Source organism: Pseudomonas sp. TZ252 (assembly GCF_056110345.1).
Genome location: NZ_CM148566.1, coordinates 3,507,177 through 3,531,820, shown reverse-complemented (window position 1 = coordinate 3,531,820; position 24,644 = coordinate 3,507,177). Strand labels below are relative to the sequence as shown.

Annotated in this window: 25 protein-coding genes; 13 read left to right on the top strand and 12 right to left on the bottom strand. The window is 66.3% G+C overall.

Features of this window, described 5'->3' with window-relative positions; genetic code table 11:
- Both hemL and ACYAF3_RS16355 read left to right on the top strand, forming a co-directional pair.
- On the top strand, positions 1-1,284 hold the full coding sequence (gene hemL / locus ACYAF3_RS16360; RefSeq protein WP_003093150.1) for a glutamate-1-semialdehyde 2,1-aminomutase: 1,284 nt from the start codon (positions 1-3) through the stop codon (positions 1,282-1,284).
- Between the two features lie 208 nt (positions 1,285-1,492).
- Complete coding sequence (locus ACYAF3_RS16355) at positions 1,493-2,041, top strand: tetratricopeptide repeat protein (RefSeq protein ID WP_003093155.1); 549 nt, start codon at positions 1,493-1,495, stop codon at positions 2,039-2,041.
- Positions 2,042-2,056: 15 nt separating this feature from the next.
- On the opposite strand, the gene ACYAF3_RS16350 is transcribed toward ACYAF3_RS16355, so the two are convergent.
- A complete protein-coding gene (locus tag ACYAF3_RS16350) occupies positions 2,057-2,389 on the bottom strand; it encodes a DUF1820 family protein (RefSeq protein WP_003093157.1) in 333 nt (110 codons plus the stop codon).
- A 128-nt stretch (positions 2,390-2,517) separates the two neighbouring features.
- On the opposite strand from ACYAF3_RS16350, the gene miaB reads away from it, so the two are divergent.
- From miaB to lnt, 5 genes are all read left to right on the top strand, one after another.
- Positions 2,518-3,858 carry a tRNA (N6-isopentenyl adenosine(37)-C2)-methylthiotransferase MiaB gene (gene miaB / locus ACYAF3_RS16345; protein WP_003093158.1) on the top strand — a complete coding sequence of 447 codons (1,341 nt, stop codon included), beginning with the start codon at positions 2,518-2,520 and terminating at the stop codon, positions 3,856-3,858.
- Between the two features lie 168 nt (positions 3,859-4,026).
- Complete coding sequence (locus tag ACYAF3_RS16340) at positions 4,027-5,049, top strand: PhoH family protein (protein ID WP_003111486.1); 1,023 nt, start codon at positions 4,027-4,029, stop codon at positions 5,047-5,049.
- Entirely contained in the window at positions 5,039-5,521 is a 483-nt protein-coding gene (gene ybeY / locus ACYAF3_RS16335; protein ID WP_003093160.1) for an rRNA maturation RNase YbeY, read from the top strand. The genes ACYAF3_RS16340 and ybeY overlap by 11 nt, the downstream gene beginning before the upstream one ends.
- Entirely contained in the window at positions 5,518-6,357 is an 840-nt protein-coding gene (locus ACYAF3_RS16330) for an HlyC/CorC family transporter (protein ID WP_003093161.1), read from the top strand. Before ybeY ends, ACYAF3_RS16330 begins: the two co-directional genes overlap by 4 nt.
- Positions 6,358-6,542: 185 nt before the next feature.
- A complete protein-coding gene (gene lnt / locus ACYAF3_RS16325) occupies positions 6,543-8,078 on the top strand; it encodes an apolipoprotein N-acyltransferase (protein ID WP_003119200.1) in 1,536 nt (511 codons plus the stop codon).
- 49 nt (positions 8,079-8,127) lie between these two features.
- Here the strand turns inward: lnt and ACYAF3_RS16320 are convergent, their stop codons facing one another.
- Positions 8,128-8,889, bottom strand: a complete 762-nt coding sequence (locus ACYAF3_RS16320; RefSeq protein ID WP_003100328.1) for a YdcF family protein — start codon at positions 8,887-8,889, stop codon at positions 8,128-8,130.
- 72 nt (positions 8,890-8,961) lie between these two features.
- Positions 8,962-9,393 carry a hypothetical protein gene (locus ACYAF3_RS16315; RefSeq protein WP_003114329.1) on the bottom strand — a complete coding sequence of 144 codons (432 nt, stop codon included), beginning with the start codon at positions 9,391-9,393 and terminating at the stop codon, positions 8,962-8,964.
- 170 nt (positions 9,394-9,563) lie between these two features.
- Here ACYAF3_RS16315 and leuS point away from each other — a divergent pair, with 170 nt between their 5' ends.
- From leuS to arfA, 4 genes are all read left to right on the top strand, one after another.
- Positions 9,564-12,185, top strand: a complete 2,622-nt coding sequence (leuS, locus tag ACYAF3_RS16310) for a leucine--tRNA ligase (protein ID WP_003100324.1) — start codon at positions 9,564-9,566, stop codon at positions 12,183-12,185.
- Between the two features lie 66 nt (positions 12,186-12,251).
- Entirely contained in the window at positions 12,252-12,875 is a 624-nt protein-coding gene (locus tag ACYAF3_RS16305) for an LPS-assembly lipoprotein LptE (protein WP_003100322.1), read from the top strand.
- A gap of 37 nt (positions 12,876-12,912) precedes the next feature.
- Positions 12,913-13,950 carry a DNA polymerase III subunit delta gene (gene holA, locus ACYAF3_RS16300; RefSeq protein ID WP_003093168.1) on the top strand — a complete coding sequence of 346 codons (1,038 nt, stop codon included), beginning with the start codon at positions 12,913-12,915 and terminating at the stop codon, positions 13,948-13,950.
- A gap of 91 nt (positions 13,951-14,041) precedes the next feature.
- Positions 14,042-14,194: an alternative ribosome-rescue factor A gene (gene arfA / locus ACYAF3_RS16295; RefSeq protein WP_003093169.1), complete on the top strand. Its 153-nt coding sequence runs from the start codon at positions 14,042-14,044 to the stop codon at positions 14,192-14,194.
- A 229-nt stretch (positions 14,195-14,423) separates the two neighbouring features.
- Here the strand turns inward: arfA and ACYAF3_RS16290 are convergent, their stop codons facing one another.
- Complete coding sequence (locus tag ACYAF3_RS16290) at positions 14,424-14,633, bottom strand: hypothetical protein (protein WP_021205373.1); 210 nt, start codon at positions 14,631-14,633, stop codon at positions 14,424-14,426.
- Positions 14,634-14,769: 136 nt separating this feature from the next.
- On the opposite strand from ACYAF3_RS16290, the gene ACYAF3_RS16285 reads away from it, so the two are divergent.
- The gene (locus ACYAF3_RS16285; protein WP_003100318.1) at positions 14,770-16,116 is read left to right on the top strand and encodes a lytic murein transglycosylase; all 1,347 of its coding nucleotides are present in this window, start codon (positions 14,770-14,772) and stop codon (positions 16,114-16,116) included.
- A gap of 109 nt (positions 16,117-16,225) precedes the next feature.
- On the opposite strand, the gene ACYAF3_RS16280 is transcribed toward ACYAF3_RS16285, so the two are convergent.
- The gene (locus tag ACYAF3_RS16280) at positions 16,226-17,116 is read right to left on the bottom strand and encodes an alpha/beta fold hydrolase (protein WP_033971255.1); all 891 of its coding nucleotides are present in this window, start codon (positions 17,114-17,116) and stop codon (positions 16,226-16,228) included.
- 105 nt (positions 17,117-17,221) lie between these two features.
- On the opposite strand from ACYAF3_RS16280, the gene ACYAF3_RS16275 reads away from it, so the two are divergent.
- On the top strand, positions 17,222-18,115 hold the full coding sequence (locus ACYAF3_RS16275) for a LysR family transcriptional regulator (RefSeq protein WP_016253010.1): 894 nt from the start codon (positions 17,222-17,224) through the stop codon (positions 18,113-18,115).
- Between the two features lie 145 nt (positions 18,116-18,260).
- On the opposite strand, the gene lipA is transcribed toward ACYAF3_RS16275, so the two are convergent.
- The 7 genes from lipA to rodA form a co-directional block, all read right to left on the bottom strand.
- Complete coding sequence (gene lipA / locus ACYAF3_RS16270; protein WP_003119196.1) at positions 18,261-19,244, bottom strand: lipoyl synthase; 984 nt, start codon at positions 19,242-19,244, stop codon at positions 18,261-18,263.
- Complete coding sequence (gene lipB / locus ACYAF3_RS16265) at positions 19,241-19,894, bottom strand: lipoyl(octanoyl) transferase LipB (RefSeq protein ID WP_003093177.1); 654 nt, start codon at positions 19,892-19,894, stop codon at positions 19,241-19,243. The genes lipA and lipB overlap by 4 nt, the downstream gene beginning before the upstream one ends.
- On the bottom strand, positions 19,894-20,175 hold the full coding sequence (locus ACYAF3_RS16260; RefSeq protein ID WP_003100311.1) for a DUF493 domain-containing protein: 282 nt from the start codon (positions 20,173-20,175) through the stop codon (positions 19,894-19,896). The genes lipB and ACYAF3_RS16260 overlap by 1 nt, the downstream gene beginning before the upstream one ends.
- Positions 20,176-20,245: 70 nt before the next feature.
- Positions 20,246-21,406: a D-alanyl-D-alanine carboxypeptidase family protein gene (locus ACYAF3_RS16255; protein ID WP_003093182.1), complete on the bottom strand. Its 1,161-nt coding sequence runs from the start codon at positions 21,404-21,406 to the stop codon at positions 20,246-20,248.
- 65 nt (positions 21,407-21,471) lie between these two features.
- Positions 21,472-22,500: a septal ring lytic transglycosylase RlpA gene (rlpA, locus tag ACYAF3_RS16250; protein WP_003100310.1), complete on the bottom strand. Its 1,029-nt coding sequence runs from the start codon at positions 22,498-22,500 to the stop codon at positions 21,472-21,474.
- Positions 22,497-23,519 carry a lytic murein transglycosylase B gene (mltB, locus tag ACYAF3_RS16245; RefSeq protein ID WP_003132500.1) on the bottom strand — a complete coding sequence of 341 codons (1,023 nt, stop codon included), beginning with the start codon at positions 23,517-23,519 and terminating at the stop codon, positions 22,497-22,499. The genes rlpA and mltB overlap by 4 nt, the downstream gene beginning before the upstream one ends.
- 8 nt (positions 23,520-23,527) lie before the next feature.
- The gene (gene rodA, locus ACYAF3_RS16240; RefSeq protein ID WP_003114090.1) at positions 23,528-24,631 is read right to left on the bottom strand and encodes a rod shape-determining protein RodA; all 1,104 of its coding nucleotides are present in this window, start codon (positions 24,629-24,631) and stop codon (positions 23,528-23,530) included.
- Between the last annotated feature and the right edge of the window lie 13 nt (positions 24,632-24,644).

Below are 24,644 nucleotides of genomic sequence, written 5' to 3'. Positions count from 1 at the left end.
ATGTCCCGTTCCGAAACGCTGTTCAACAACGCCCAGAAACACATTCCCGGCGGGGTCAACTCCCCGGTGCGCGCCTTCAAGAGCGTCGGCGGCACCCCGCTGTTCTTCAAGCACGCCGAAGGCGCCTATGTACTGGACGAGGACGACAAGCGCTACGTGGACTATGTCGGCTCCTGGGGCCCGATGATCCTCGGCCACAGCCATCCGGACGTGCTCGACGCGGTGCGCCGGCAACTCGACCACGGCCTGTCCTATGGCGCGCCGACCGCGCTGGAAGTGGAAATGGCCGACCTGGTCTGCTCCATGGTGCCGTCGATGGAGATGGTGCGCATGGTCAGCTCCGGCACCGAGGCGACCATGAGCGCCATCCGCCTGGCCCGCGGCTACACCGGGCGCGACAGCATCATCAAGTTCGAAGGCTGCTACCACGGCCACTCCGACAGCCTGCTGGTGAAGGCCGGCTCCGGCGCCCTGACCTTCGGCGTGCCGAACTCCCCGGGCGTTCCGGCGGCCTTCGCCAAGCACACCCTGACCCTGCCGTTCAACGACATCGAGGCGGTGCGCAAGACCCTGGGCGAAGTCGGCAAGGAGGTCGCCTGCATCATCGTCGAGCCGGTTGCCGGCAACATGAACTGTGTGCCGCCGGCGCCGGGCTTCCTCGAAGGCCTGCGCGAAGCCTGCGACGAACACGGCGTGGTGCTGATCTTCGACGAAGTGATGACCGGCTTCCGTGTCGCCCTCGGCGGCGCCCAGGCCTACTACGGGGTCACCCCGGACCTGTCGACCTTCGGCAAGATCATCGGCGGCGGCATGCCGGTGGGCGCCTTCGGCGGCAAGCGCGAGATCATGCAGCAGATTTCCCCGCTGGGCCCGGTCTACCAGGCCGGCACGCTCTCGGGCAACCCGCTGGCGATGGCCGCCGGCCTGACCACCCTGCGCCTGATCAGCCGCCCCGGTTTCCACGACGAACTGACCGCCTACACCACGCGCATGCTCGACGGCCTGCAACAGCGCGCGGATGCCGCCGGCATCCCCTTCGTCACCACCCAGGCGGGCGGCATGTTCGGCCTGTACTTCAGCGGCGCCGACGCCATCGTCACCTTCGAGGACGTGATGGCCAGCGACGTCGAACGCTTCAAGCGCTTCTTCCACCTGATGCTCGACGGTGGCGTGTACCTTGCGCCTAGCGCCTTCGAGGCCGGCTTCACCTCCATCGCCCATGGCGACAAGGAGCTGGAAATCACGCTGAACGCCGCCGAAAAAGCCTTCGCCGCGCTGAAATGATCCTCTTCGCGGCGCCCTTCCCGGGCGCCGCCCTCCTCCCCGCCGGAACGCCTTCCTAGCCGAAATGCATAAACGCGCCGACAAAGTTCCCGAAAAGACAGTAAAGACTTTGTAAGGAGGCGTCGGCTTATTTCATAATGTGAGGGTCAGCGCATTTCGTTGGCCGGGCAGCCCTTGCCCGCCCCGATCCAGGAGGTGTCTTCCCCTCATGTTCCGTACCGGCCGCACCCTCGCCCTGGGTTGCCTGTTGATCCTCCAGCCGCTGCTCGCGCAGGCGGGAGGCAACTCGTTGCTGATCCCAGCGACCGGCCGCTGCGCGCTGAACACCGTTCCCGAAGAATTGCAGCAGGCGCTCGCCGCCTGCCAGCAGGTCGCCAATGGCGGCGACGCCGAGGCGCAATACGAACTGGGCGAATTCTTCTACGACGGCGAGCGCATCCCGCGCGACCTCCAGGCCGCCCTCAACTGGTTCGAGAAAGCCTCGCTACAGGGCCATGCCCAGGCCCAGTACCACCTCGGCACCATGTTCTTCCGTGGCGAAGGGGTTCCGGCGAACAACGTACAGGCCTACATCGTGCTGAAGATGGCAGCGGTGAACGGCGCCGAGGACGCCCTGGACAGCGCCGACCTGGTAGCCGAGCAGATGAACCGCGACGAACTGGACATCGCCACCCGGGTGCTGGGGCAGATCTTCCGCAACTACCTGATCGAACTGCAGACTGCCGGCGGCGTCACGCCCTTCGCGCCGCTGCCCTGACGTCCCTTTCGCGAATCAGTCGCTCTTGCCGGGCATCGGCATGGGGAACGGCATGACGTTGCCCGCGCCCTTGGCCTCGCTGATCTTCGGCGTACCCAGGCGCTCGACCTCGTCGATGCGGACGATCGCGTGCATCGGCACGAAGCTGCGCAGAACGCCTTCGAACTGCGCCTTGAGCTTCTCCTCGCTGGGGTCCACCACCACCTGGGTGCGCTCGCCGAAGACGAACTCCTCGATTTCCAGGAAGCCCCACAGATCGCTCTGGTAGATCTGCTTGGCATACATCTCGAAGACCTGGCCCTGGTTGAGGAAAATCACCTTGTAGATGGGGTTTTCGCGCTTGTTCATGGCGGGGAAAGCAATGCCGGAAAATGAAGGGCGCGAATCATAGCACAGCCTTTCGGCCAGCAACGCTAGGAACCGGGGGCCCCGCCCTCTATAATGCGCGGTCCTTTTCGAACTGTCCGACGAAGCGCATGGCCAAGAAGCTTTTCATCGAAACCCACGGCTGCCAGATGAACGAGTACGACTCGTCGCGAATGGCGGACCTGCTCGGTGAACACCAAGCCCTCGAGGTGACCGAAAACGCCGCCGAGGCCGACGTCATCCTGCTCAATACCTGCTCGATCCGCGAGAAGGCCCAGGAAAAGGTGTTTTCCAAGCTCGGCATGTGGCGCGAGCTGAAGCAGCAGAATCCCGACCTGGTGATCGGCGTCGGCGGCTGCGTGGCCAGCCAGGAAGGCGCCGCGATCCGTGAGCGCGCGCCCTATGTCGACGTGGTCTTCGGCCCGCAGACCCTGCACCGCCTGCCGGAAATGATCGACGCCGCGCGCAGCACGCGCAAGCCGCAGGTCGACGTGTCCTTCCCGGAAATCGAGAAATTCGACCGCCTGCCGGAACCGCGGGTCGATGGCCCCACCGCCTTCGTCTCGGTGATGGAAGGCTGCAGCAAGTACTGCAGCTTCTGCGTGGTGCCCTACACCCGCGGCGAGGAAGTCAGCCGACCATTCGACGACGTGATCGCCGAAGTGATCCACCTGGCCGAGAACGGCGTCCGCGAAGTCACCCTACTGGGACAGAACGTCAACGGCTTCCGCGGCCTGACCCACGATGGCCGCCTGGCCGACTTCGCCGAACTGCTGCGGGTGGTCGCCGCCGTCGACGGTATCGAGCGCATCCGCTATACCACCTCGCACCCGCTGGAATTCTCCGACGCGCTGATCCAGGCCCACGCCGAGGTGCCGGAGCTGGTGAAATTCATCCACCTGCCGGTGCAGTCGGGCTCCGACCGCGTGCTGGCGGCGATGAAGCGCAACCATACCGTGCTGGAATACAAGTCGCGTATCCGCAAGCTGAAGGCCGCAGTACCGGACATCTGCATCAGCTCCGACTTCATCGTCGGCTTCCCCGGCGAAACCGAGAAGGACTTCGAGCAGACCATGAAACTGGTGGAGGACGTCGGCTTCGACTTCTCCTTCTCCTTCATCTACAGCGCGCGGCCCGGCACGCCCGCCGCCGACCTCGCCGACGACCTGCCGGAAGAAGTGAAGAAACAGCGCCTGCAGATCCTCCAGAGCCGCATCCACCAGCAAGGCTACGAGATCAGCCGGCGCATGGTCGGCAGCACCCAGCGGATCCTGGTCACCGACTTCTCGAAGAAGGACCCGGGCATGCTCCAGGGGCGCACCGAGAACAACCGGATCGTCAACTTCCGCTGCGACAATCCACGCCTGATCGGCCAGTTCGCCCAGGTGCACATCGACGACGCGCTGCCGCACTCGCTGCGCGGCACCCTGATCGACAGCACCCTGCATTGAGGCCGACGACCGTACGGCGGGCTCGCTGAACCTTCCCGCCGCCACGGTGCACCAACGTTTCAGCGGGAACCGGGAAAACGCCGCCGCGATACGGCAACTTTGCGCGACGATTTCCAGCGGTTATTCTCTTCCCTATCAATCAGCCACTGGCGAGTACGACAGAACACCTTGAACGCCCCCCAGGAACTTCATCGCTTTATCCTCGAGCCGTTCGACGCCCGCAGCTTCGCGACACTTTGCGGGCAGTTCGACGAGCATCTCCACCAGATCGAGAAACGCCTCGACATCGAGATCCGCAACCGCGGCAACCAGTTCGAACTGGCCGGCGAACCGCGCCGGACCAAGGTCGCCGAACGCCTGCTGCAGCGTCTCTACCGCGAGGCGCAGAACGGCACCGATCTCACCCCCGACACCGTGCACCTGTACCTGCAGGAGTCCGGCCTGGAAGACCTCGAGGAATTGCAGAGCGCGCCGCAGGTCACCCTGAAGTCGCGCAAGGCGCACATCCGCCCGCGCGGCGCCAACCAGCAGCGCTACGTCAAGGCGATCCTCGACCACGACATCAACTTCGGCATCGGTCCGGCCGGCACCGGCAAGACCTACCTCGCCGTGGCCTGCGCCGTCGACGCCCTGGAGCGCGAGCAGATCCGCCGCATCCTGCTGGTGCGCCCGGCGGTCGAGGCCGGCGAGAAGCTCGGTTTCCTTCCCGGCGACCTGTCGCAGAAGATCGACCCCTACCTGCGCCCGCTCTACGACGCGCTCTACGAGATGCTCGGCTTCGAACACGTGGCCAAACTGATCGAGCGCAACGTCATCGAGGTCGCGCCGCTGGCCTACATGCGCGGGCGCACGCTGAACAACAGCTTCATCATCCTCGACGAGAGCCAGAACACCACCGTCGAGCAGATGAAGATGTTCCTCACCCGGATCGGCTTCGGCTCCACCGCGGTGATCACCGGCGACGTCACCCAGGTCGACCTGCCCCGCGGCACCCGCTCCGGCCTCAAGCACGTGATCGAGGTCCTGCAGGACGTCCCCGGCATCAGCTTCACCCATTTCAAGCCCAAGGATGTGGTCCGCCACCCGCTGGTGCAGCGTATCGTCGAAGCCTACGAGCGCCATGAGAACCGCCAGCAAGGCCAGGTGCGGCCGGTCGAGGGAACGGGCAAGGGCGGTCACGATGCCGCTTGAGCTCGACCTGCAGGTCGCCAGCGCCGCCCCGGACCTGCCCTCCGAAGCACAGTTCCGCGCCTGGTGCGAACTGGCCCTGCGCCAGCGTCCGGAGTCGGAGCTGACCATCCGCCTGGTGGACGAGGCCGAAGGCCTGGAACTGAACAGCACCTACCGGCACAAGGACTACGCGACCAACGTGCTGTCCTTCCCCGCCGATGTCCCGGACGAGCTTCTCGATATCCCGCTGCTCGGCGACCTGGTGATCTGCGCCCCGGTGGTCGCCCGCGAAGCCCTGGAACAGCGCAAGCCGTTGCAGGCCCACTGGGCCCACCTGGTGATCCACGGCTGCCTGCACCTGCTCGGCTACGACCACATCGACGACGCCGAAGCGGAAGAAATGGAAACACTGGAACGTGAATTGCTGGCGGAACTGGGTCATCCCGATCCGTACGCCTGCGACGACGAAGAGCCACCGAGCAAGGAAAAATGAGCGAAGACCGATCGAGCAACGGGCACAAGTCCTGGCTGGACAAGATCACCCAGGCTTTTGCCCACGAGCCGAGAAACCGCCAGGAGCTCCTCGAGCTGCTGCGCGATGCCCACGACAACAAGCTGCTGGACAGCGAGGCGCTGTCCATCGTCGAGGGGGCGATCCAGGTCGCCGACCTGCAGGTGCGCGACATCATGGTGCCGCGTTCGCAGATGATGAGCATCCGCTCGACCCAGACGCCGAAGGAATTTCTTCCGGCCATCATCGAAGCCGCCCACTCGCGCTACCCGGTGGTCGGCGAAAGCCTCGACGACGTCATGGGCGTACTGCTGGCCAAGGACCTCCTGCCACTGATCCTGCACAACGACGAGCGTCCCTTCGACATCAAGGAACTGCTGCGTCCGGCCACCTTCGTCCCCGAATCCAAGCGCCTCAACGTGCTGCTCCGCGAATTCCGCGCCAACCGCAACCACATGGCTATCGTCATCGACGAATACGGCGGCGTGGCCGGCCTGGTGACCATCGAGGACGTGCTGGAACAGATCGTCGGTGATATCGAGGACGAGCACGACGTCGAGGAGGACAGCTACATCAAGCCGCTGCCCAGCGGCGATTTCATCGTCAAGGCGCTGACCCCCGTGGACGCCTTCAACGACTTCTTCGGCTCGGAATTCTCTGACGAGGAATTCGATACCGTGGGCGGCCTGGTGATGAGCGCCTTCGGCCACCTGCCCAAGCGCAACGAAGTGGTCGAGCTGGGCGAGTTCCGTTTCCGCGTACTCAACGCCGACAGCCGCCGCGTCCATCTGCTGCGCCTGTCTCCCCTGCAGAACTGAGCGCGCCCCCTCCGCCGCGGCGGAGGGGGCATCTTCCCGCGCCGTCCTTCTGGCGTCTCGCCAGCCCCTCCTTTACTCTTGCGCCTTGCGCCAGACTCCCCTGTCGCCGCGGACGTTGCCGTCCGGCAGCCGAAGGCGGCCCCGGTCTGCGCAGTCGGACATTGAACAGGCTCTAAGGACATTCGATGCGTTGGATTTCTCGTCCCGGCTGGCCCGGACACCTGCTGGCACTCGCCGCAGGCGCGCTCACACCCCTGGCCCTGGCGCCCTTCGACTATTGGCCGCTGGCGATCCTCTCGATCGCCCTGCTCTATCTCGGCTTGCGCGGCCTTCCCGGCAAGTCCGCCCTGTGGCGCGGCTGGTGGTACGGTTTCGGCGCGTTCGGCGCCGGCACCAGCTGGATCTACGTCAGTATCCATGACTACGGCGCCGCCTCGGTGCCGCTGGCAAGCCTCCTCATGCTCGGCTTCACCGCCGGCGTCGCCTTCTTCTTCGCCCTGCCGGCCTGGCTGTGGGCGCGCTGCCTGCGCCGCGACAACGCGCCGCTGGGCGACGCCCTGGCGTTCGCCGCCCTGTGGCTGGCACTGGAGCTGTTCCGCAGTTGGTTCCTTACCGGTTTCCCCTGGCTCTACGCCGGCTATAGCCAGTTGCAGGGACCGCTGGCCGGGCTGGTACCGGTGGGCGGCGTATGGCTGTCCTCCTTCGTCATCGCCCTCAGCGCGGCCCTGCTGGTGAACCTGCCGCGCCTCTTCCCGCACGGTGCCAGCCTGCTTCTGGGGCTGGTCCTGCTGCTCGGCCCGTGGGCGGCCGGCCTCTATCTCAAGGGCCACGCCTGGACCCATTCGGCCGGCGAACCGCTGAGGGTAGTGGCGATCCAGGGCAACATCGCCCAGGAGCTGAAATGGGACCCGAATCAGGTCCGCGCGCAACTCGACCTCTACCGCGACCTGAGCCTGCCGCAGCAGGACGTCGACCTGATCGTCTGGCCGGAAACCGCGGTGCCGATTCTCCAGGACATGGCCAGCGGCTACCTCGGCGCCATGGGCCAGGTCGCCGACGAGAAGAACGCCGCGCTGATCACCGGGGTCCCGGTGCGCGAACGTCTCGCCGACGGCAAGAGTCGCTACTTCAACGGCATCACCGTGGTCGGCGAAGGCGCGGGCACCTACCTCAAGCAGAAGCTGGTGCCGTTCGGCGAGTACGTGCCGCTGCAGGACCTGCTGCGCGGCCTGATCGCCTTCTTCGACCTGCCGATGTCCGACTTCGCTCGCGGCCCGGCCGACCAGCCGCTGCTCAAGGCCAAGGGCTACGAGATCGCCCCGTACATCTGCTACGAAGTGGTCTACCCGGAGTTCGCTGCCGCGCTCGCGGCGCAGAGCCAGGTGTTGCTGACAGTGAGCAACGACACCTGGTTCGGCACTTCCATAGGCCCGTTGCAGCACCTGCAGATGGCGCAGATGCGCGCCCTGGAAAGCGGTCGCTGGATGATCCGCGCGACCAACAACGGCGTCACCGGCCTGATCGATCCCTATGGCCGGATCGTCCGGCAGATCCCGCAGTTCCAGCAGGGCATCCTGCGCGGCGAGGTGATACCCATGCAGGGCCTGACGCCCTATCTGCAATACCGCGTCTGGCCGCTGGCCGGGTTGGCCGGCGTGCTGCTGCTATGGGCTCTGCTCGGCCGCCAGTTGCGTCCGCAGGAGCGACGCCTGTTCGGCTGAAACCAGCCCCTCCTGGAAAGACCGGCGCCCCTGCGGCGCCGGTTGCGTCTCAGCGGTAGAACAGGCGATAGCCGACCAGGCCGATCGCCTCGTTCAGCAGCATGCCGCTCTGCCAGAAGGCCTGCGCTTCCGGCAGCCAGCCGCCGAAGGGCCGCAGGTTGGCCCCGCCGAGGAAGCCGACCGGCGCCGGGATCACCTCGAACCCCTGGCGCTCGAAGCTCCAGCGTGCCCGCTGCATGTGCCAGGCCTGGGTCACCAGCACCACCCGGCGCACGCCGGCCTCGCGCAACTGCGGGGCGCTCAGGGTGGCGTTTTCCCAGGTGGTACGGCTGAGACCTTCCTGCCAGCGCGTCGGCACGCCGAAGTCCTGCAACAGGGCATTGGCCATCAGCGCCGCCTCGCTGGGCGGGCGTCCGTAATGCAACCCGCCGCTGATCAGTACCGGCAGCGCCGAGGTCTTGGCCAGCCGCGCGGCATAGCGCAGCCGCTCGGCCGCCAGCAGGCTCGGCGCATCGTCGCCCCAGGCCGGGTCGTTGGTCTGCCGGCCGGCACCGAGGATGACGATGGCGTCGGCGCGCTGCGCCAGGCCCGGCAGATCCTCCGCCAGCAGGGCCGGTTCGCTTTCGAGCCAGCGCGCCATCCACTCCACGCTGAGCGGCATGCTCATCAGCCACAGACCGAAGAACCCGCAGACACCGCACAGCCGCGCCAGCCTCGGTCGGCTGGTGCGCCACCAGAAAGCGAAAAACAGCAGCAACAACAGGCCGCCCGGCGGCAGCAGAAGTTGCTTGAAGAAATAACGGATCGGCATCGCCCCCTCCCTGTCGGAAGAGGCAATCTAAAGGATTGCGCGACGCCTGGCGAAACTTCCCGGAAAGAGACCCTAGCGGCCGTTGCCCGAACGGAACAGTTGCGAGCCGCAATGGCCGCACGGCAACACGCCATGCCCCTTGCTCCACTGCACCGGCGCACCGCAGAGCGCACAGAGCAGTTGCCGCTGTTTCAACGAGACGTGGCGACGGGGCGCCGGCGGTTGCGGCCGGGGCGGCCGGGGTGTCCTGCCGGGCTGGCGCTCGAGCAGCGCCAGCTCCTCGGCGGCCGCATGCCAGCCGCGCAACCAGTGCAGGTCCTGGTCGAGATAGGCGCGTATCAGCCCCATCTCCGCTTCGCTCAAACCACGCAACTCAAGCTCCGTGGGATGCTCGTCACGCAGGCGCTCGGCCGTATCCGCTTCATCCAGAGCCAGGGCGAGACGCTGCAGCAGCCTCTCGTACAGCCCACCTCCCGTCACACTCGCGCGTTGCAGCTCAGCCATCGAACACCTCTGAAGGTACCACTGGGCAGCCAGCCATCGACGGCCCATAGGGCAAGCTTAGCGTTCCCGTTCGGCTGAACCGCCCCCGGCGACAAACGGCGCGGGCTATCGACAGGAGTGGGGGTCATGTATGCTACGAGGCTTTCGAACAGTCACGTCTAAGTAGCGCCATGCACGAGCAATATCAGCCACTCGAGATCGAAACCCAGGCCCAGAACTACTGGAAAGAACACCAGTCCTTCCTCGTCAGGGAGCTACCCGACAAGGAGAAGTTCTACTGCCTGTCGATGTTCCCGTATCCGAGCGGCAAGCTGCACATGGGCCACGTGCGCAACTACACCATCGGCGACGTGATCAGCCGCTACCACCGCATGCAGGGCCGCAACGTGCTGCAGCCGATGGGCTGGGACGCGTTCGGCATGCCGGCGGAAAACGCCGCGATGAAGAACAACGTCGCCCCGGCGGCCTGGACCTACGACAACATCGCCTACATGAAGTCGCAGCTGGACAGCCTCGGCCTGGCGATCGACTGGAGCCGCGAGGTCACCACCTGCAAGCCGGACTACTACCGCTGGGAGCAGTGGCTGTTCACCCGCCTGTTCGAAAAAGGGGTGATCTACCGCAAGAACGGCACGGTCAATTGGGATCCGGTCGACCAGACCGTACTCGCCAACGAGCAGGTGATCGACGGGCGCGGCTGGCGCTCCGGCGCGCTGATCGAGAAGCGCGAGATCCCGATGTACTACTTCAAGATCACCGCCTACGCCGAGGAACTGCTGGAGAGCCTCGACAACCTGCCCGGCTGGCCGGAGCAGGTGAAGACCATGCAGCGCAACTGGATCGGCAAGTCGCGCGGGATGGAGATCGGCTTCCCCTACGACCAGGCCTCCATCGGCCACGCCGGCCAACTGAAGGTGTTCACCACCCGTCCGGACACCCTGATGGGCGCCACCTACGTCGCCGTCGCCGCCGAACACCCGCTGGCCACCCAGGCAGCGCAGAACGACCCGCAGTTGCAGGCGTTCATCGACGAATGCAAGCGCGGCGGCGTCGCCGAGGCCGACATCGCCACCCAGGAGAAGAAAGGCATGGCCACTTCCCTGTTCGTCGAACACCCGCTGACCGGCGACAAGCTGCCGGTATGGGTCGCCAACTACGTGCTGATGAACTACGGCGAAGGCGCGGTGATGGCGGTGCCCGGCCATGACGAGCGCGACTTCGAGTTCGCCAACAAGTACGGCCTGCCGATCCGCCAGGTGATCGCCAAGGTCGAGGGCGACAACGACTTCGAGTCCAGCGTCTGGAAGGAGTGGTACGGCGCCAAGGACGAGTCCGTGCTCACCGTCAACTCCGGCAAGTACGACAACCTCGGCTACCAGGCCGCCTTCGACGCCATCGGCGCCGACCTCGAGGCCAAGGGCCTGGGCCAGGCGCGCACCCAGTTCCGCCTGCGCGACTGGGGCATCAGCCGCCAGCGCTACTGGGGCTGCCCGATCCCGATCATCCACTGCGAGGCTTGCGGCGACGTCCCGGTGCCGGCCGACCAGTTGCCGGTGGTGCTGCCGGAAGACGTGGTACCGGACGGCTCCGGTTCGCCGCTGGCGAAGATGCCGGAATTCTACGAATGCAACTGCCCGAAATGCGGCCAGCCGGCCAAGCGCGAAACCGACACCATGGACACCTTCGTCGAGTCGTCCTGGTATTTCGCCCGCTACGCCTGCCCGCAGTTCGAAGGCGGCATGCTGGACAGGAAGGCGGCCGACTACTGGCTGCCGGTCGACCAGTACATCGGCGGCATCGAGCACGCCATCCTGCACCTGCTCTATGCGCGCTTCTTCCACAAGCTGATGCGCGACGAAGGCCTGGTCGGCAGCGACGAACCGTTCAAGAACCTGCTGACCCAGGGCATGGTGGTCGCCGATACCTACTACCGGACCACCGCCAACGGCGGCAAGGACTGGTTCAACCCGGCCGACGTCGAGGTCGAGCGTGACGCCAAGGCCAAGGTCGTCGGCGCGCGCCTGAAGAGCGACGGCCAGCCGGTCGAGATCGGCGGCACCGAGAAGATGTCGAAGTCGAAGAACAACGGCGTCGACCCGCAATCGATGATCGACCAGTACGGTGCCGATACCTGCCGCCTGTTCATGATGTTCGCCTCGCCGCCGGACATGAGCCTGGAGTGGTCGGACGCCGGCGTCGAGGGCGCCAACCGCTTCCTCCGCCGCGTCTGGCGCCTGGCTCACGCCCACGTCAGCGCCGGCCTCCCCGGCGCGCTGGACGTCGCCGCCCTGAGCGACGCGCAGAAGCAGGTCCGCCGCGCCATCCACCTGGCGATCAGGCAGGCCAGCCAGGATGTCGGCCAGCACCACAAGTTCAACACCGCCATCGCCGCGGTGATGACCCTGATGAACGTGCTGGAGAAGGCGCCGAACCAGGACGCCCAGGACCGCGCCCTGATCCAGGAAGGCCTGGAAACCGTGGTCCTGCTGCTGGCGCCCATCACTCCGCACATCTGCCACGTGCTCTGGGGCCAGCTCGGCCATGCCGAAGCGGTGATCGATGCGCGCTGGCCGAGCGTCGACGAGAGCGCACTGGTGCAGGACACCCTGCAACTGGTGGTGCAGGTCAACGGCAAGCTGCGCGGACACATCGACGTGGCCGCCAGCGCCAGCCGCGAGGATGTCGAGGCCGCCGCGCGCGCCAACGAGAACGTGCTGCGTTTCACCGAAGGCCTGAGCATCCGCAAGGTCATCGTGGTACCGGGCAAACTGGTCAACATCGTCGCCAACTGATACGCGATTCCATTGGACGCCCCCGGCCATCCGGGGGCGCTGATCAACAGGAGTGAGGGAAGCTTGATGAAACGTATCCTGACCAGCGCCGCGCTGATCGGTATGACCACCCTGCTGGCCGCCTGCGGCTTCCAACTGCGCGGCCTGGGCGATGCGCAATTCGCGCTCAAGGAAATCGACGTGTCCGCGCGCAACGCCTACGGCCCGACCGTGCGCGAACTGAAGGAAACCCTGGAAAACAGCGGCGTGAAGGTCACCAGCAACGCGCCCTACCACCTGGTGCTGGTCCGCGAGGACAACCAGCAGCGCACCGTCAGCTACACCGGTTCCGCGCGCGGCGCGGAGTTCGAGCTGACCAACACGATCAACTACGAGATCGTCGGCGCCAACGACCTGGTCCTGATGAGCAACCAGGTACAGGTGCAGAAGGTCTACGTGCACGACGAAAACAACCTGATCGGTTCCGACCAGGAAGCCGCGCAGCTGCGCAGCGAGATGCGGCGCGACCTGATCCAGCAGTTGTCCATGCGCCTCCAGGCGCTGACCCCGGCGCAACTCGACGAAGCCCAGCGCCAGGCAGAAGCCAAGGCCAAGGCGGAAGCCGAAGCCCTGCGCGCCGCCGACGAGGCGGAGCGCCAGCGCCGCGCCGCCGAGCCGCAGCAGTCGCCGATCGAGTTCCCCACCCCGTGATGCCCCGGGGCCGGTTTCGCCGGCCCCGTCTTCTCCTATGAAGCTGACTCCCGCGCAACTCGCCAAGCACCTCCAGGGCCCCCTGGCGCCCGTCTATGTCGTCAGCGGCGATGAACCGCTGCTCTGCCAGGAAGCCTGCGATGCCATTCGCCAGGCCTGCCGCGAGCGCGACTTCGGCGAGCGCCAGGTATTCAATGCCGAAGCCAACTTCGATTGGGGCTTGCTGCTGGAGGCCGGCGCCAGCCTGTCGCTGTTCGCCGAGAAGCGCCTGATCGAACTGCGCCTGCCCTCCGGCAAGCCCGGCGACAAAGGCGCGGCGATTCTCCAGGAATACCTGCAACGGCCGCCGGAAGACACCGTGCTCCTGCTCAGTCTGCCCAAGCTCGATGGCAGCACGCAGAAGACCAAGTGGGCCAAGGCCCTGATCGATGGCAACGCCGCGCAGTTCATCCAGGTCTGGCCGGTCGACGTCCACCAGTTGCCGCAGTGGATTCGCCAGCGCCTGTCCCAGGCCGGCCTGTCCGCCAGCCCCGAAGCCCTGGAGCTGATCGCCGCGCGCGTGGAAGGCAACCTGCTTGCCGCCGCCCAGGAAATCGAAAAGCTCAAGCTGCTCGCCGAGGGCAACCAGATCGACGCCGCCACCGTACAGGCCGCGGTCGCCGACAGCGCACGCTTCGATGTCTTCGGCCTGATCGACGCTGCCCTTGGCGGTGAAGCGGCCCACGCCCTGCGCATCCTGGAAGGACTGCGCGGCGAAGGCATCGAGCCGCCGGTGATCCTCTGGGGCCTGGCCCGCGAGATCCGCCTGCTGGCTGGCCTGTCCCAGCAATACGGCCAGGGCATCCCGCTGGAGAAAGCCTTCGCCCAGGCGCGTCCGCCGGTCTGGGACAAGCGCCGTCCGCTGCTGACCCGTGCCCTGCAACGCCACTCCAGCAGCCGCTGGAACCAGATGCTGAGGGATGCCCAGTTGATCGACGCGCAGATCAAGGGACAGGCACCCGGCAGCCCCTGGAGCGGTCTCTCGCTTCTCGCCCTGAGCCTCGCCGGCCAGCGCCTCGGCCTGCCGGCAGCCTGAAGGCGCAACCGGCACTGGACAATCCGCGGCGACAGGCAGATGATGCGCGCGCTGGCGAGCGCCAGCCCGATCACCTTCGAGGACCTATGCCATGGCAAAGAAAAGCAAGCGGCCGAACAAGGCCAAATCCCTGGTCGCCCAGCCACTGTTCCGCAGCCGCCAGGAACAGGCGAAGAAAGGCAAAGGCAGCTACCGCCGCGAAGCCTCCCGTAACTGGGAGGCTTCTTTCGTTATGGCGGCCTGAAACAGCCGCTGGTCCATCCTCCCGCAACGCCCTCCTCACCCACGCGCCCCGCCTACCCCGCCCGAAGCCCGTCGACAAGACCAACCCCACCGCCAGCCTGCCGCCCATGGGCACACTATCGTCGGCGCGCAAGCCCTGGCCCCATCGGGTTGGGCGAAAAGCCAATGGTTCCTCCATCATGATCCGCGGCCTCGACATCCCGCGCGGCCGACTGGCAACCCTCTGGCCATTACAGCGCACGAACCAGGCTCGGGCGTTCGATGCCGACGCCGAAGCGGGTAGCCATGTCGCGCAGAACGAAGGCCAGGAAGAAGAAGTCGAAGGCCTCGAGCATGCCGCGCGCCCCGTCGCCGATCCCGACTCGGGTGCGCCGCGAGGCTTCGACAGGCGGCGGAGCGATACGGACGAAACCATTGGCCGCCCGACAGTGACCGAACATATGGCGAACGATATCCACCGCGCCGATGGAACCACATTGACGAACCCGGGGCCCCGCCGGCGCGTCCAACGACGGCAGACGCGTCCTGGCCGGCGTGCTAAGGTGGCCCGTCCCGAGGACCCTGCTGAGGAGAGCAATGCGTAACCCCGAACGATCCGCCCTGCTGAAGGTGAGCGGGCTGCTGGGCAGCACCGTCGTCGCCATGGGGCTTGGCCTCTCCAGCGCGTGCGCGCAGAAGAATCCGACAGTCGAATACAACCAGCCTGCCGCTCCCCAGCAGACCAAGGCGCCCTTCTCCGGCGCCGGCCCGGCCGCCTCGGTGCCCGCTGGCGCGCCGAACGAGGCCCAGCCTGGGCAAAGCTTCGAACAGTGGCGCGACGCCTTCCGTCAACAGGCGCTGGCCGGTGGAATCGATGCGCAGACCTTCGATCGCGCCTTCGCCGGCGTCCAGCCCGATCCCGCCGTGGTCGAAGCAGACCGCAGCCAGCCGGAATTCACCCGACCGGTATGGAAGTACCTGGAAGGCGCCCTCGATCCGCTGCGCGTTCGCCAGGGCCAGGCGCGCCTGGCGCAGCATGCGCGCATCCTCGGCGAAGTCGACGCGCGCTATGCGGTGGATGCGGATGCGGTGGTGGCGATCTGGGGCATGGAGAGCAACTACGGTTCGCACATGGGCAACAAGAACGTGATCCGCTCCCTGGCGACCCTCGCCTATGAAGGACGCCGCCCGGAATTCGCCCACGCCCAGTTGCTCGCCGCCCTGAAGATTCTCCAGCACGGCGACGTTCCGGCCTCCTTCATGATCGGCTCCTGGGCCGGCGCCATGGGCCAGACCCAGTTCATCCCGACCACCTACAACCAGTATGCCGTGGACTTCGACGGCGACGGCAAGCGTGACATCTGGGGCTCGCCCGGCGACGCCCTGGCCTCCACCGCCAACTACCTGAAAGCCTCCGGCTGGATCGCCGGACAACCCTGGGGTTTCGAAGTCCGCCTGCCGGCAGGCTTCGACTATTCCCTGGCGGAACTCACCATCCGCAAGCCCCTGGGCGAATGGCAAGGGATGGGCGTACAAGGCGTCAACGGCGGCCCCCTGCCCTCCGGACTCTCCGGCGAACAGGCCTCGCTGCTGCTGCCGGCCGGGCACCGCGGCCCGGCCTTCCTGGTGCTGCACAACTTCCGCGCCATCCTCAAGTACAACAACTCCAGCGCCTACGCCCTGGCCGTCGGCCTGCTCGCCGACAGCTTCAAGGGCGGCGGCCGGATAGTCGGCGCCTGGCCGCTGGAGGATGTTCCGCTGAGCCGCTCGCAGCGCATCGAGCTGCAACGGCAACTGGCCGCCCGCGGACACGATCCGGGCGCGGTGGATGGCATCATCGGCGCCAATACGCGCAAGGCGATCCGCGCCTGCCAGCAGGAGTTCGGCTGGCCGGCGGACGGCTATCCGACCCCGGCGCTGCTCGACCGCCTGCGGACGCCATAGGGCTGCCGGCGGAGCTTACGACCCCACGTCCGCCGCGACCGCTCGCGGCACACCGGTTCGTAGGGCGGATAGCGCCATGGGCGTTATCCGCCGCTGCGGTGTCCAGGACCTAGTCATCCGCGCAGAACCGCAGGATAGCGTCCGCCACCTGGGCGGCCGCCTCGCGCTGCGGAAAATGGCCGACGCTCTCCAGCACCAGCCGCTGGTAGCGCCCGCTGAAGTAGTGCTCGCGTCCGCGGGAGCCGTCGGGGTGGGTGCAGGCATCCGCGCCGCCGTGCAGCACCAGGGTCGGCAGCGCCAGGCGCGGTGCCGGGAGCAAGCGCTGTTCCGCCGACCCGTAGCGCGGCTCCCCCGCGACGAAGCCCCAGCGATGCCGGTAATAGTGCAGCACCACGGCGACCCAGTCCGGCCCGGAGAAGGCCTGGGCGGCCTCCTGGAAATCGCGCTCGGCATACCATCCCGGCGGCGACCAGGTGTCCCACATCTGCCGGGCGAACGCCTCGCCCTCCTCGCGCAGCGCGCGCTCTCCGCGTGGCGTAGCCATGAACCACTGGTACCAGAAGCTACGGGCCTGCGGCAGGGAAAGAACTTGCTGCGGATCGTTGCTGGCGTACCCCACCGAGAGCATCACTAGGTGCGAGGCTACGCCCTCGCGCAGTCCGCAGGCACTGGCCACCGCGCGAGCCCCCCAGTCATGGCCGACCAGCAGGGGACGTTGCAATGCCAGGCTGTCGACGAATGCCAGCAGATCGCAAGCCAGAGCCGCCAGTTGCCCGCTGCGCGGAGTAGACGCATCGCGGAAGCGGGTCGGGGCGAATCCCCGGAGGGCTGGTGCCAGCACCCGATAGCCGGCGTCCGCCAGGGACTCCGCCAGGTCTTTCCAGGCATGCGGGCTGTCCGGCCAACCGTGCAACAAGACGGCGCTGCGCGCTCCCTGCGGATTCCACTCCAGGTAGGCGATATCCAGGACATCGGTGGAAACGAAGGCATAGCGGCTCATCGGACCTCTCCAAGAGAAAGAAGGGACATCCTAGGACGCTTGCCAAGGGTGATTCATGAATAGTTAGCGTCTACTATTCATGAAACGAGATGAATGGAAGACCTCATGGAGCTTGCCGTCCCCACCTCCCAATCCCTGGATATCGTGTTGTTGCGTACCTTTCTCGAAGTGGTCGACAGCGGCGGTTTCGCCCTCGCCGCGGACAATCTCGCGCTCACCCCCTCCGCAGTCAGCGGGCATATCAAGCGCCTGGAACAGACAGCCGGCGTCAGCCTGCTCAGCCGCACCACCCGCCGCCTGGAGCTGACCCAGGCGGGCGAGACGCTCTACGCCTATGCCCGCAACATCGTCGAGCTGGAGCGCGAGGCCCGCGCCAGGCTGCACGGCACGCCGATCCGCGACCGCCTGCGCATCGGCGCTTCGGAGGACTTCGCCAGCGCCTGGCTGCCACGCGTCCTGCAACGCTTTCGCCGCTGGCACCCCGAAGCATCCATCGAACTCAAGGTCGGTATCACCACCGACCTGCTCCGCCAGCAGGCCCAGGGGCGCACCGACGTGGTGTTCGGCAAGCAGTGCCGGCGGGTCGGAGACGACGGCGAACTGCTCTGGGAGGAACCGCTGGTCTGGGCCGCGGCGACCGCGATCGAGCTGCCCGTGGGCGAACCGCTGCCGCTGGCGCTGTTCCCCGAACCCTGCGTCTACCGCGAAGCGGCAATCACAGCCCTCGGCGCCGCTGCGCGTCCCTGGTGCCTGGTGTTCGAGAGCGCCAGCATGGCCGGCTGCCTGTCCGCCGCGCTGGCCGGTTTCGCCGTGACGGTGGTGGCGCGCAGCCAGATGCGCGAGGGGCTGCGCGAACTGGGCCCGGAACAGGGTTTTCCGACGCTGCCGGAGGCGCGTTTCTACGCCTTCTCGCGCCAACCCAGCCTGGCGGCCGATGCACTGATCGAGGCGGTGCGGCAGCTCGGCCAGCGCAGTCGCTTCGTTACCGCGCAGGGATGAGCGCAAACGGCACTCACCTACGCGCCGGCGGATAACCGCAAGCGGTTGTTCGTCCTACGTCCGAAGAGGCTTGGTGGCTGCCCAATGAAAAACGCCGCGTCCCTGTGCAGGGACGCGGCGTCGGAAGGCATTGGCGCGGCGTCGATCAGCCGATCTTGTTGCCGTGCGCCTGCTGGTCGGCATGGTAGGACGAACGCACCAGCGGACCGGACGCGACGTTCTTGAAGCCCATCTTCTCGCCTTCCTCGGCGAACCAGGCGAAGGTGTCCGGATGCACGAAGCGCTGCACCGGCAGGTGGTTGCGCGACGGCTGCAGGTACTGGCCGAGAGTCAGCATGTCGATGTCGTGCTCGCGCATCCGCTGCATGACCTCGATGACCTCGTCGTCGGTCTCGCCCAGGCCGAGCATCAGCCCGGACTTGGTCGGTACGTGCGGAACCATCTGCTTGAACTTCTGCAGCAGGTCCAGCGACCACTCGAAGTCCGAGCCCGGCCGCGAGGAGCGGTACAGGCGCGGCACCGTCTCCAGGTTGTGGTTGAACACGTCCGGCGGCTCGTTGGCGGTGATCTCCAGGGCGATGTCCATGCGACCGCGATAGTCAGGCACCAGGGTTTCCAGCTGGATCCCCGGCGACAGCTTGCGGATCTCGCGCAGGCAGTCGGCGAAGTGCTGGGCGCCGCCGTCGCGCAGATCGTCGCGGTCCACCGAGGTGATCACCACGTACTTCAGCCGCAGGTCGGCGATGGCGATGGCCAGGTTGGTCGGCTCGTCGACGTCCAGCGGCTTCGGCCGGCCATGACCGACGTCGCAGAACGGGCAGCGTCGGGTGCAGATATCGCCCATGATCATGAAGGTCGCGGTGCCGCCGGAGAAGCACTCGCCCAGGTTCGGGCAGGACGCCTCTTCGCAGACGCTGTGCAGCTTGTGCTTGCGCAGCAGTTGCTTGATGCGGTCGACCTCGGGGGAAACCGGGATGCGCACGCGGATCCAGTCGGGTTTCTTCGGCAGTTCCTCGGTGGGGATGATCTTCACCGGAATCCGCGCGACCTTTTCCGCGCCGCGCAGCTTCACGCCGACTTCCACCTTGCCCGGCTTGGCTTCTCCGGACTTCTCCACAACAGTGCTCATGTCAGTTCGATCCCGCCCGTAAGGGTCTTCTGTTCAGCGTAGCCAAGGCGTGAGACGAGCTCAGCGCGCAATCGGGTACACACCTCGGCAAAATCCACCGGCCCAACCAGGTCGCGCAGTTGGGTCATGGGCATCCCGGCGTAGCCGCAGGGATTGATTCGTTGGAACGGTCGCAGGTCCATGTCCAGGTTCAGCGCCAGGCCATGGAAGGAACAGCCGTTGCGGATGCGCAGGCCGAGGGAGGCGATCTTCGCCCCGTCGACGTAGACACCCGGCGCGTCCGGCTTGGCCACGGCCTGCACGTCATAGGACGCCAGCAGGCCGATCAGGCTCTGCTCGATCCGGCTGACCAGCTCGCGCACGCCCAGTCCCAGGCGGCGGACATCGAGCAGCAGGTAGGTGACCAACTGGCCGGGGCCGTGGTAGGTCACCTGGCCGCCGCGATCTACCTGGATCACCGGGATGTCGCCGGGGAACAGCACATGCTCCGCCTTGCCGGCCTGCCCCTGGGTGAAGACCGCAGGGTGCTGCAACAGCCAGGCTTCGTCCATTACCGATTTGTCGCGTTCGGCAACGAAGCGCTGCATGGCATGCCAGGTCGGTTCGTAGGGAACCTCGCCGAGCTCACGGAAGCCCAGCTCGAGTCCCATCAGAGCACCATGTGCACGCGTCCGGTCGCGCGCAGGTCGTTATGGATGGCTTGCAGTTGGTCGACATCGGTGGCGGTGATCAGCACCTGCACCGAGAGGAATCGCCCCTTGCTGCTGTCACGGACCACCAGGGTCTCGACGTCGAGATCCGGCGCGTGGCGCTGGATGATTTCCACGACCAGGTCGGAGAAACCTTCGCCGGCGTCGCCGATCACCTTGATCGGATAACGCTCGCAGGGGAATTCGATTTTCGGGGGTTGAACGTCAGGGGTATCGGTCATGGCGGCGGCGGACCCGTGGTCCGCGGGGACGGGCGCCCGCTGGCCTCGTGAGCGGGCGGGCGCCGGTCGGTCAGTTGAACAAACCGTAGAAGAACAGGCGGATGCTATCCCACAGGCGGCGGAAGAAACCACCCTCCTCGACGGCGTTGAGGGCGACCAGGTCGGCGCTGCGGATGACCTTGTCGTCCAGCTTCACTTCCACCTTGCCGATCACCTGGCCCTGCTGGATCGGCGCCATCAGTTGCGGCTCCAGGACCATGCTGGCCTGCAGCTTCTGCATCTGGCCGCGCGGCAGGGTCATGGTCAGGTCTTCGGCGAGGCCGGCTTTCACTTCATGCTCGGAACCCTTCCAGACCAGGCCCTTGGTCAGCTCGGTGCCCTTCTTGTAGAAGTTGCGGCTTTCGAAGAAGCGGAAGCCATAGGTCAGCAGCTTCTGGGTCTCGGCGGCGCGGGCCTGCTCGCTGTTGGTGCCGAACACCACGGCGATCATGCGCTGGCCGTCGCGTACCGCGGAAGCTACCAGGCAGTAGCCGGCTTCGTCGGTGTGGCCGGTCTTCAGGCCGTCGACGGTCTTGTCGCGCCACAGCAGCAGGTTGCGGTTCGGCTGCTTGATGTTGTTCCAGAGGAATTCCTTCTGCGCGTAGATCGCGTAGTGGCTCGGCTCGCCGTAGATGATCGCGCGGGCCAGCACCGCCATGTCGCGGGCGGAGGAATAGTGGTCCGGGTTGGGCAGGCCGGTGGCGTCCATGAAGTGGGAGTTGGTCAGGCCCAGCTTCTGCGCGGTGGTGTTCATCATGTCGGCGAAGGCGTCTTCGCTGCCGGCGATATGCTCGGCCAGGGCGACGCTGGCGTCGTTGCCGGACTGGATGATGATGCCATGCAGCAGGTCGCTCACCGATACCTGGCTGCCGACCTTGATGAACATCCGCGAACCGCCGGTGCGCCAGGCATGTTCGCTGACGGTGACCAGGTCGTTCTCGCCGATGCGGCCGGCCTCGATCTCCTTGGTGGCGATGTAGGCGGTCATCAGTTTGGTCAGGCTGGCCGGCGGCAGGCGCTGGTCGCCGTTGTTCTCGACCAGAACCTGGCCGCTCTCGCCGTCCATCAGGACGTACGACTTGGCGGCCAGTTGCGGCGGCGCCGGAACCATGGATTCAGCAGCCCAGCCAGCCGTAGGGGCGATGAACAGGACAAGCAGTGACAAGCGTTTCGCGATAGTGGTGATGTTCATCCGTCTCTCTGGTTCTACCAATGGTCAAACAATCCCTTGCGGGAATTCCCTGCGTGAGTAGGCGCTCAGTCGGGGCGTACCAGCGTCGGCTGGCCAAGGTTGGCCACGCGGATGCTGTCCTGGGTGCGGCTAACCTCGTCCGCCGAACCGATCGGTCCCAGCCGCACCCGGTGCAGAATCTGCTGGTTGCGCACGACCGAGCTGATAAACACCGGCGCAGCCGTCACGCCGCTCAGCTTGGCCTTCAGCAGCTCCGCCGCATCCGGGTTGGCGAAGGCGCCCACCTGGAGATACAGGCCATCGGCTGGTAATGAAGCGTTTTTTTTTGAGTCGATCTGCACCGGCAGCACGGCGGCCGCGTGCTGCGCCGGCGGCGGAGTGTAGGTCTCGATCGGCTGGGCCATCGCCACCGCCTGCGTCTGCGCCGCGGCGGGAGCGGCCTGGGCCACCGCCTGCTTGGGCTGCGCCAGGACCATCGGTGCCGGCCGGCCGCGCTGGGCCCACCACTGCACCGGGTCGATGCCTTCGACCTTGACCCGCGCGGTGCCGGTCTCGGCATAGCCGAGCTTCTTCGCCGCGGCGAAGGACAGGTCGATGACCCGGTCGGAATAGAACGGGCCGCGGTCGTTGACGCGGACGATCACGCTCTTGCCGTTGTCCAGGTTGGTCACCCGCACATAGCTCGGCAACGGCAGGGTCTTGTGCGCGGCGGTCATGCCGTAGAGGTCGTAGGTCTCGCCGTTGGCGGTGGCCTGGCCGTGGAACTTGGTGCCGTACCAGGACGCGGTGCCGACCATCCGGTAGGCCCGCGCATCGTTCATCGGGTAGTAGGTCTTGCCCAGCACGGTGTAGGGGTTGGCCTTCACCGAACCGTTGTGCGGCATCGGTACCGCATCGGGGATCCGCGACACGTCGACGTCCCACCAGGGGGCGCCGTCGCGATGCGGACGGGAATAGTCGCCCGGCCCGGAAATGCCCGCCTGCCTGGCCGGCTGCTGGGGCGCCTTGCTGGAGCAACTGCTCAACAGCACGGCCGCCAGCCCGAGGCCGCAGACGGCGGGCAGGATCAGGGAGGAGCGGACACGCTTGCTCAATGGGCACCTCGCGCGCGGGCAATCTCGCCCGCCAGCTGATAAACCGCCATGGCATACATGGCGCTGCGATTATAGCGGGTGATCACGTAGAAGTTCGGCAAACCGACCCAATACTCGATGCCCTTGTCGCCGACGAAACGCATCGCCGTGACCTTCTGGTCGTCGCGCAGCGCATCGTGGGTGCGCCAGCCGCGGGCACGCAGCTCGCCCAGGCTCATGGTCGGGTCGACGCCCCTGGTCACCGCGCTCTCGGCGCTCTCGTCGTTGATCTCGGCCACCGAGACCACCGGCTCGCCGGTGACCCAGCCGTGCTGCTTGAAGTAGCTGGCGACGCTACCGATGGCGTCGGTCGGGTCGCTCCAGATATTGATGTGGCCATCGCCGTCGAAGTCCACCGCGTAGGCGCGGAAGCTGCTCGGCATGAATTGCGGCAGGCCCATGGCGCCGGCGTAGGAGCCGGTCAGGCTGAGCGGGTCGACCTGCTGTTCGCGGGCGAGCAGGAGGAACTCGCGCAACTCCTTGCGGAAGAAGTCGGCTCGCGGCGGGTAGTCGAAGCCGAGGGTGGACAGCGCGTCCATCACCCGGTAGCTGCCGGTGTTGCGGCCGAAGAAGGTTTCCACGCCGATGATCGAGACGATGATCTCGGCCGGCACGCCGTATTCCTTCTCCGCCCGCGCCAGGTCTTCGGCATGCTTGTTCCAGAAGTCGACGCCACGACTGATGCGCGCGTCGCTGATGAAGATCGGCCGGTATTCCTTCCACTGCTTGACCCGCTCGGCCGGGCGCGAGATCGCATCGAGGATCGACTGCTTGCGGTTCACGTCGCGGAACAGCCCCATCAGCTGCTCTCCGGCGAAGCCGTAGTCGCGGGTCATTTCGCTGACGAACTCGGCCACTTGCGGCGAGCCGTCGTAGTCCCCCGCCTGGGCCGCCCCGGACAGGCCAATGACGCCGGCTACGCCGACCCATTGGACGCCCCTGGCCGCCCATGTACGCAGTACTTGCATTGCGTTCTTCACTCTTGGTCTCAAACCTGGGCGATCCACTTCCGATGGGTATGGATCGACATCAGAACCCCGAACCCTGACAACAGGGTAACCAGCGAAGTTCCGCCATAACTAATGAAAGGCAGCGGTACCCCCACCACCGGCAACAACCCGCTCACCATACCGATATTCACGAAGACATAAACGAAAAACGTCATGGTGATGCCACCGGCCAGCAGTTTGCCGTAGAGCGTCTGCGCCTGGGCGGTGATCACCAGGCCACGACTGATCAGCAGCAGGTAGAGCACCAGCAGCAGGCAGACGCCGACCAGGCCGAACTCCTCGCCGAGGACCGCAATGATAAAGTCGGTGTGGCTTTCCGGCAAAAAATCCAGGTGCGACTGGGTGCCCAGCAGCCAGCCCTTGCCGAATACCCCGCCGGAACCGATGGCCGCCTTAGACTGGATGATGTTCCAGCCGGTGCCCAGCGGGTCGCTTTCCGGGTCGAGGAAGGTCAGCACCCGCTGTTTCTGGTAGTCGTGCATGATGAAGAACCACATCGCCACGGCGATCGGCACCGCCGCCGACACCGCGCCGACGATCCAGCGCCAGCGCAGGCCGCCGACGAACAGCACGAAGCCGCCGGAAGCGAGGATCAGCATGGCGGTGCCGAGGTCGGGTTGTTTCAGGATCAGCACGAACGGGGTGATGATGATCGCCAGGCTGATCACCATGTGCTTGAGCCCCGGCGGCAGGTTGCGCTTGGACAGGTACCAGGCCACCGTCATCGGCATCAGCAGCTTCATGAACTCCGAGGGCTGGAAGCGGATCACCCCGGGGATGTTGATCCAGCGCGTCGCCCCCTTGGCGTCGTGGCCGATCACGTCGACCACCACCAGCAGCGCGACCCCCACCAGGTAGCCCAGCGGCACCCAGCGGGCCATGAAGCGCGGCTCGATCTGGGCGATCACCACCATCATGCCCAGTCCCAGGCCGAACGAGGTGGCCTGCTTCATCAGCATGTCCCAGCTCTTGCCGCTCGCCGAATAGAGGACGAACAGGCCGGTGGCGCCGAGGATCAGCAACAGCAGCAGGAGAATCCCGTCGATGTGCAGGCGCTGCAACAGGCTGGCGCGCCGGCGCATCACGTCTTCGTTG

Coding starts and splice junctions, on each gene's coding strand:
- ACYAF3_RS16290 (WP_021205373.1), bottom strand. CDS start 14,633: ATGTTCGGTCACTGTCGGGCGGCCAATGGTTTCGTCCGTATCGCTCCG.
- arfA (WP_003093169.1), top strand. CDS start 14,042: ATGGCAAAGAAAAGCAAGCGGCCGAACAAGGCCAAATCCCTGGTCGCC.
- leuS (WP_003100324.1), top strand. CDS start 9,564: ATGCACGAGCAATATCAGCCACTCGAGATCGAAACCCAGGCCCAGAAC.
- lnt (WP_003119200.1), top strand. CDS start 6,543: ATGCGTTGGATTTCTCGTCCCGGCTGGCCCGGACACCTGCTGGCACTC.
- ACYAF3_RS16280 (WP_033971255.1), bottom strand. CDS start 17,116: ATGAGCCGCTATGCCTTCGTTTCCACCGATGTCCTGGATATCGCCTAC.
- ACYAF3_RS16355 (WP_003093155.1), top strand. CDS start 1,493: ATGTTCCGTACCGGCCGCACCCTCGCCCTGGGTTGCCTGTTGATCCTC.
- ACYAF3_RS16330 (WP_003093161.1), top strand. CDS start 5,518: ATGAGCGAAGACCGATCGAGCAACGGGCACAAGTCCTGGCTGGACAAG.
- rodA (WP_003114090.1), bottom strand. CDS start 24,631: ATGCGCCGGCGCGCCAGCCTGTTGCAGCGCCTGCACATCGACGGGATT.
- miaB (WP_003093158.1), top strand. CDS start 2,518: ATGGCCAAGAAGCTTTTCATCGAAACCCACGGCTGCCAGATGAACGAG.
- ACYAF3_RS16350 (WP_003093157.1), bottom strand. CDS start 2,389: ATGAACAAGCGCGAAAACCCCATCTACAAGGTGATTTTCCTCAACCAG.
- ACYAF3_RS16255 (WP_003093182.1), bottom strand. CDS start 21,406: ATGAACATCACCACTATCGCGAAACGCTTGTCACTGCTTGTCCTGTTC.
- hemL (WP_003093150.1), top strand. CDS start 1: ATGTCCCGTTCCGAAACGCTGTTCAACAACGCCCAGAAACACATTCCC.
- ybeY (WP_003093160.1), top strand. CDS start 5,039: ATGCCGCTTGAGCTCGACCTGCAGGTCGCCAGCGCCGCCCCGGACCTG.
- holA (WP_003093168.1), top strand. CDS start 12,913: ATGAAGCTGACTCCCGCGCAACTCGCCAAGCACCTCCAGGGCCCCCTG.
- ACYAF3_RS16305 (WP_003100322.1), top strand. CDS start 12,252: ATGAAACGTATCCTGACCAGCGCCGCGCTGATCGGTATGACCACCCTG.
- lipB (WP_003093177.1), bottom strand. CDS start 19,894: ATGGGACTCGAGCTGGGCTTCCGTGAGCTCGGCGAGGTTCCCTACGAA.
- ACYAF3_RS16275 (WP_016253010.1), top strand. CDS start 17,222: ATGGAGCTTGCCGTCCCCACCTCCCAATCCCTGGATATCGTGTTGTTG.
- ACYAF3_RS16320 (WP_003100328.1), bottom strand. CDS start 8,889: ATGCCGATCCGTTATTTCTTCAAGCAACTTCTGCTGCCGCCGGGCGGC.
- ACYAF3_RS16260 (WP_003100311.1), bottom strand. CDS start 20,175: ATGACCGATACCCCTGACGTTCAACCCCCGAAAATCGAATTCCCCTGC.
- ACYAF3_RS16315 (WP_003114329.1), bottom strand. CDS start 9,393: ATGGCTGAGCTGCAACGCGCGAGTGTGACGGGAGGTGGGCTGTACGAG.
- lipA (WP_003119196.1), bottom strand. CDS start 19,244: ATGAGCACTGTTGTGGAGAAGTCCGGAGAAGCCAAGCCGGGCAAGGTG.
- ACYAF3_RS16285 (WP_003100318.1), top strand. CDS start 14,770: ATGCGTAACCCCGAACGATCCGCCCTGCTGAAGGTGAGCGGGCTGCTG.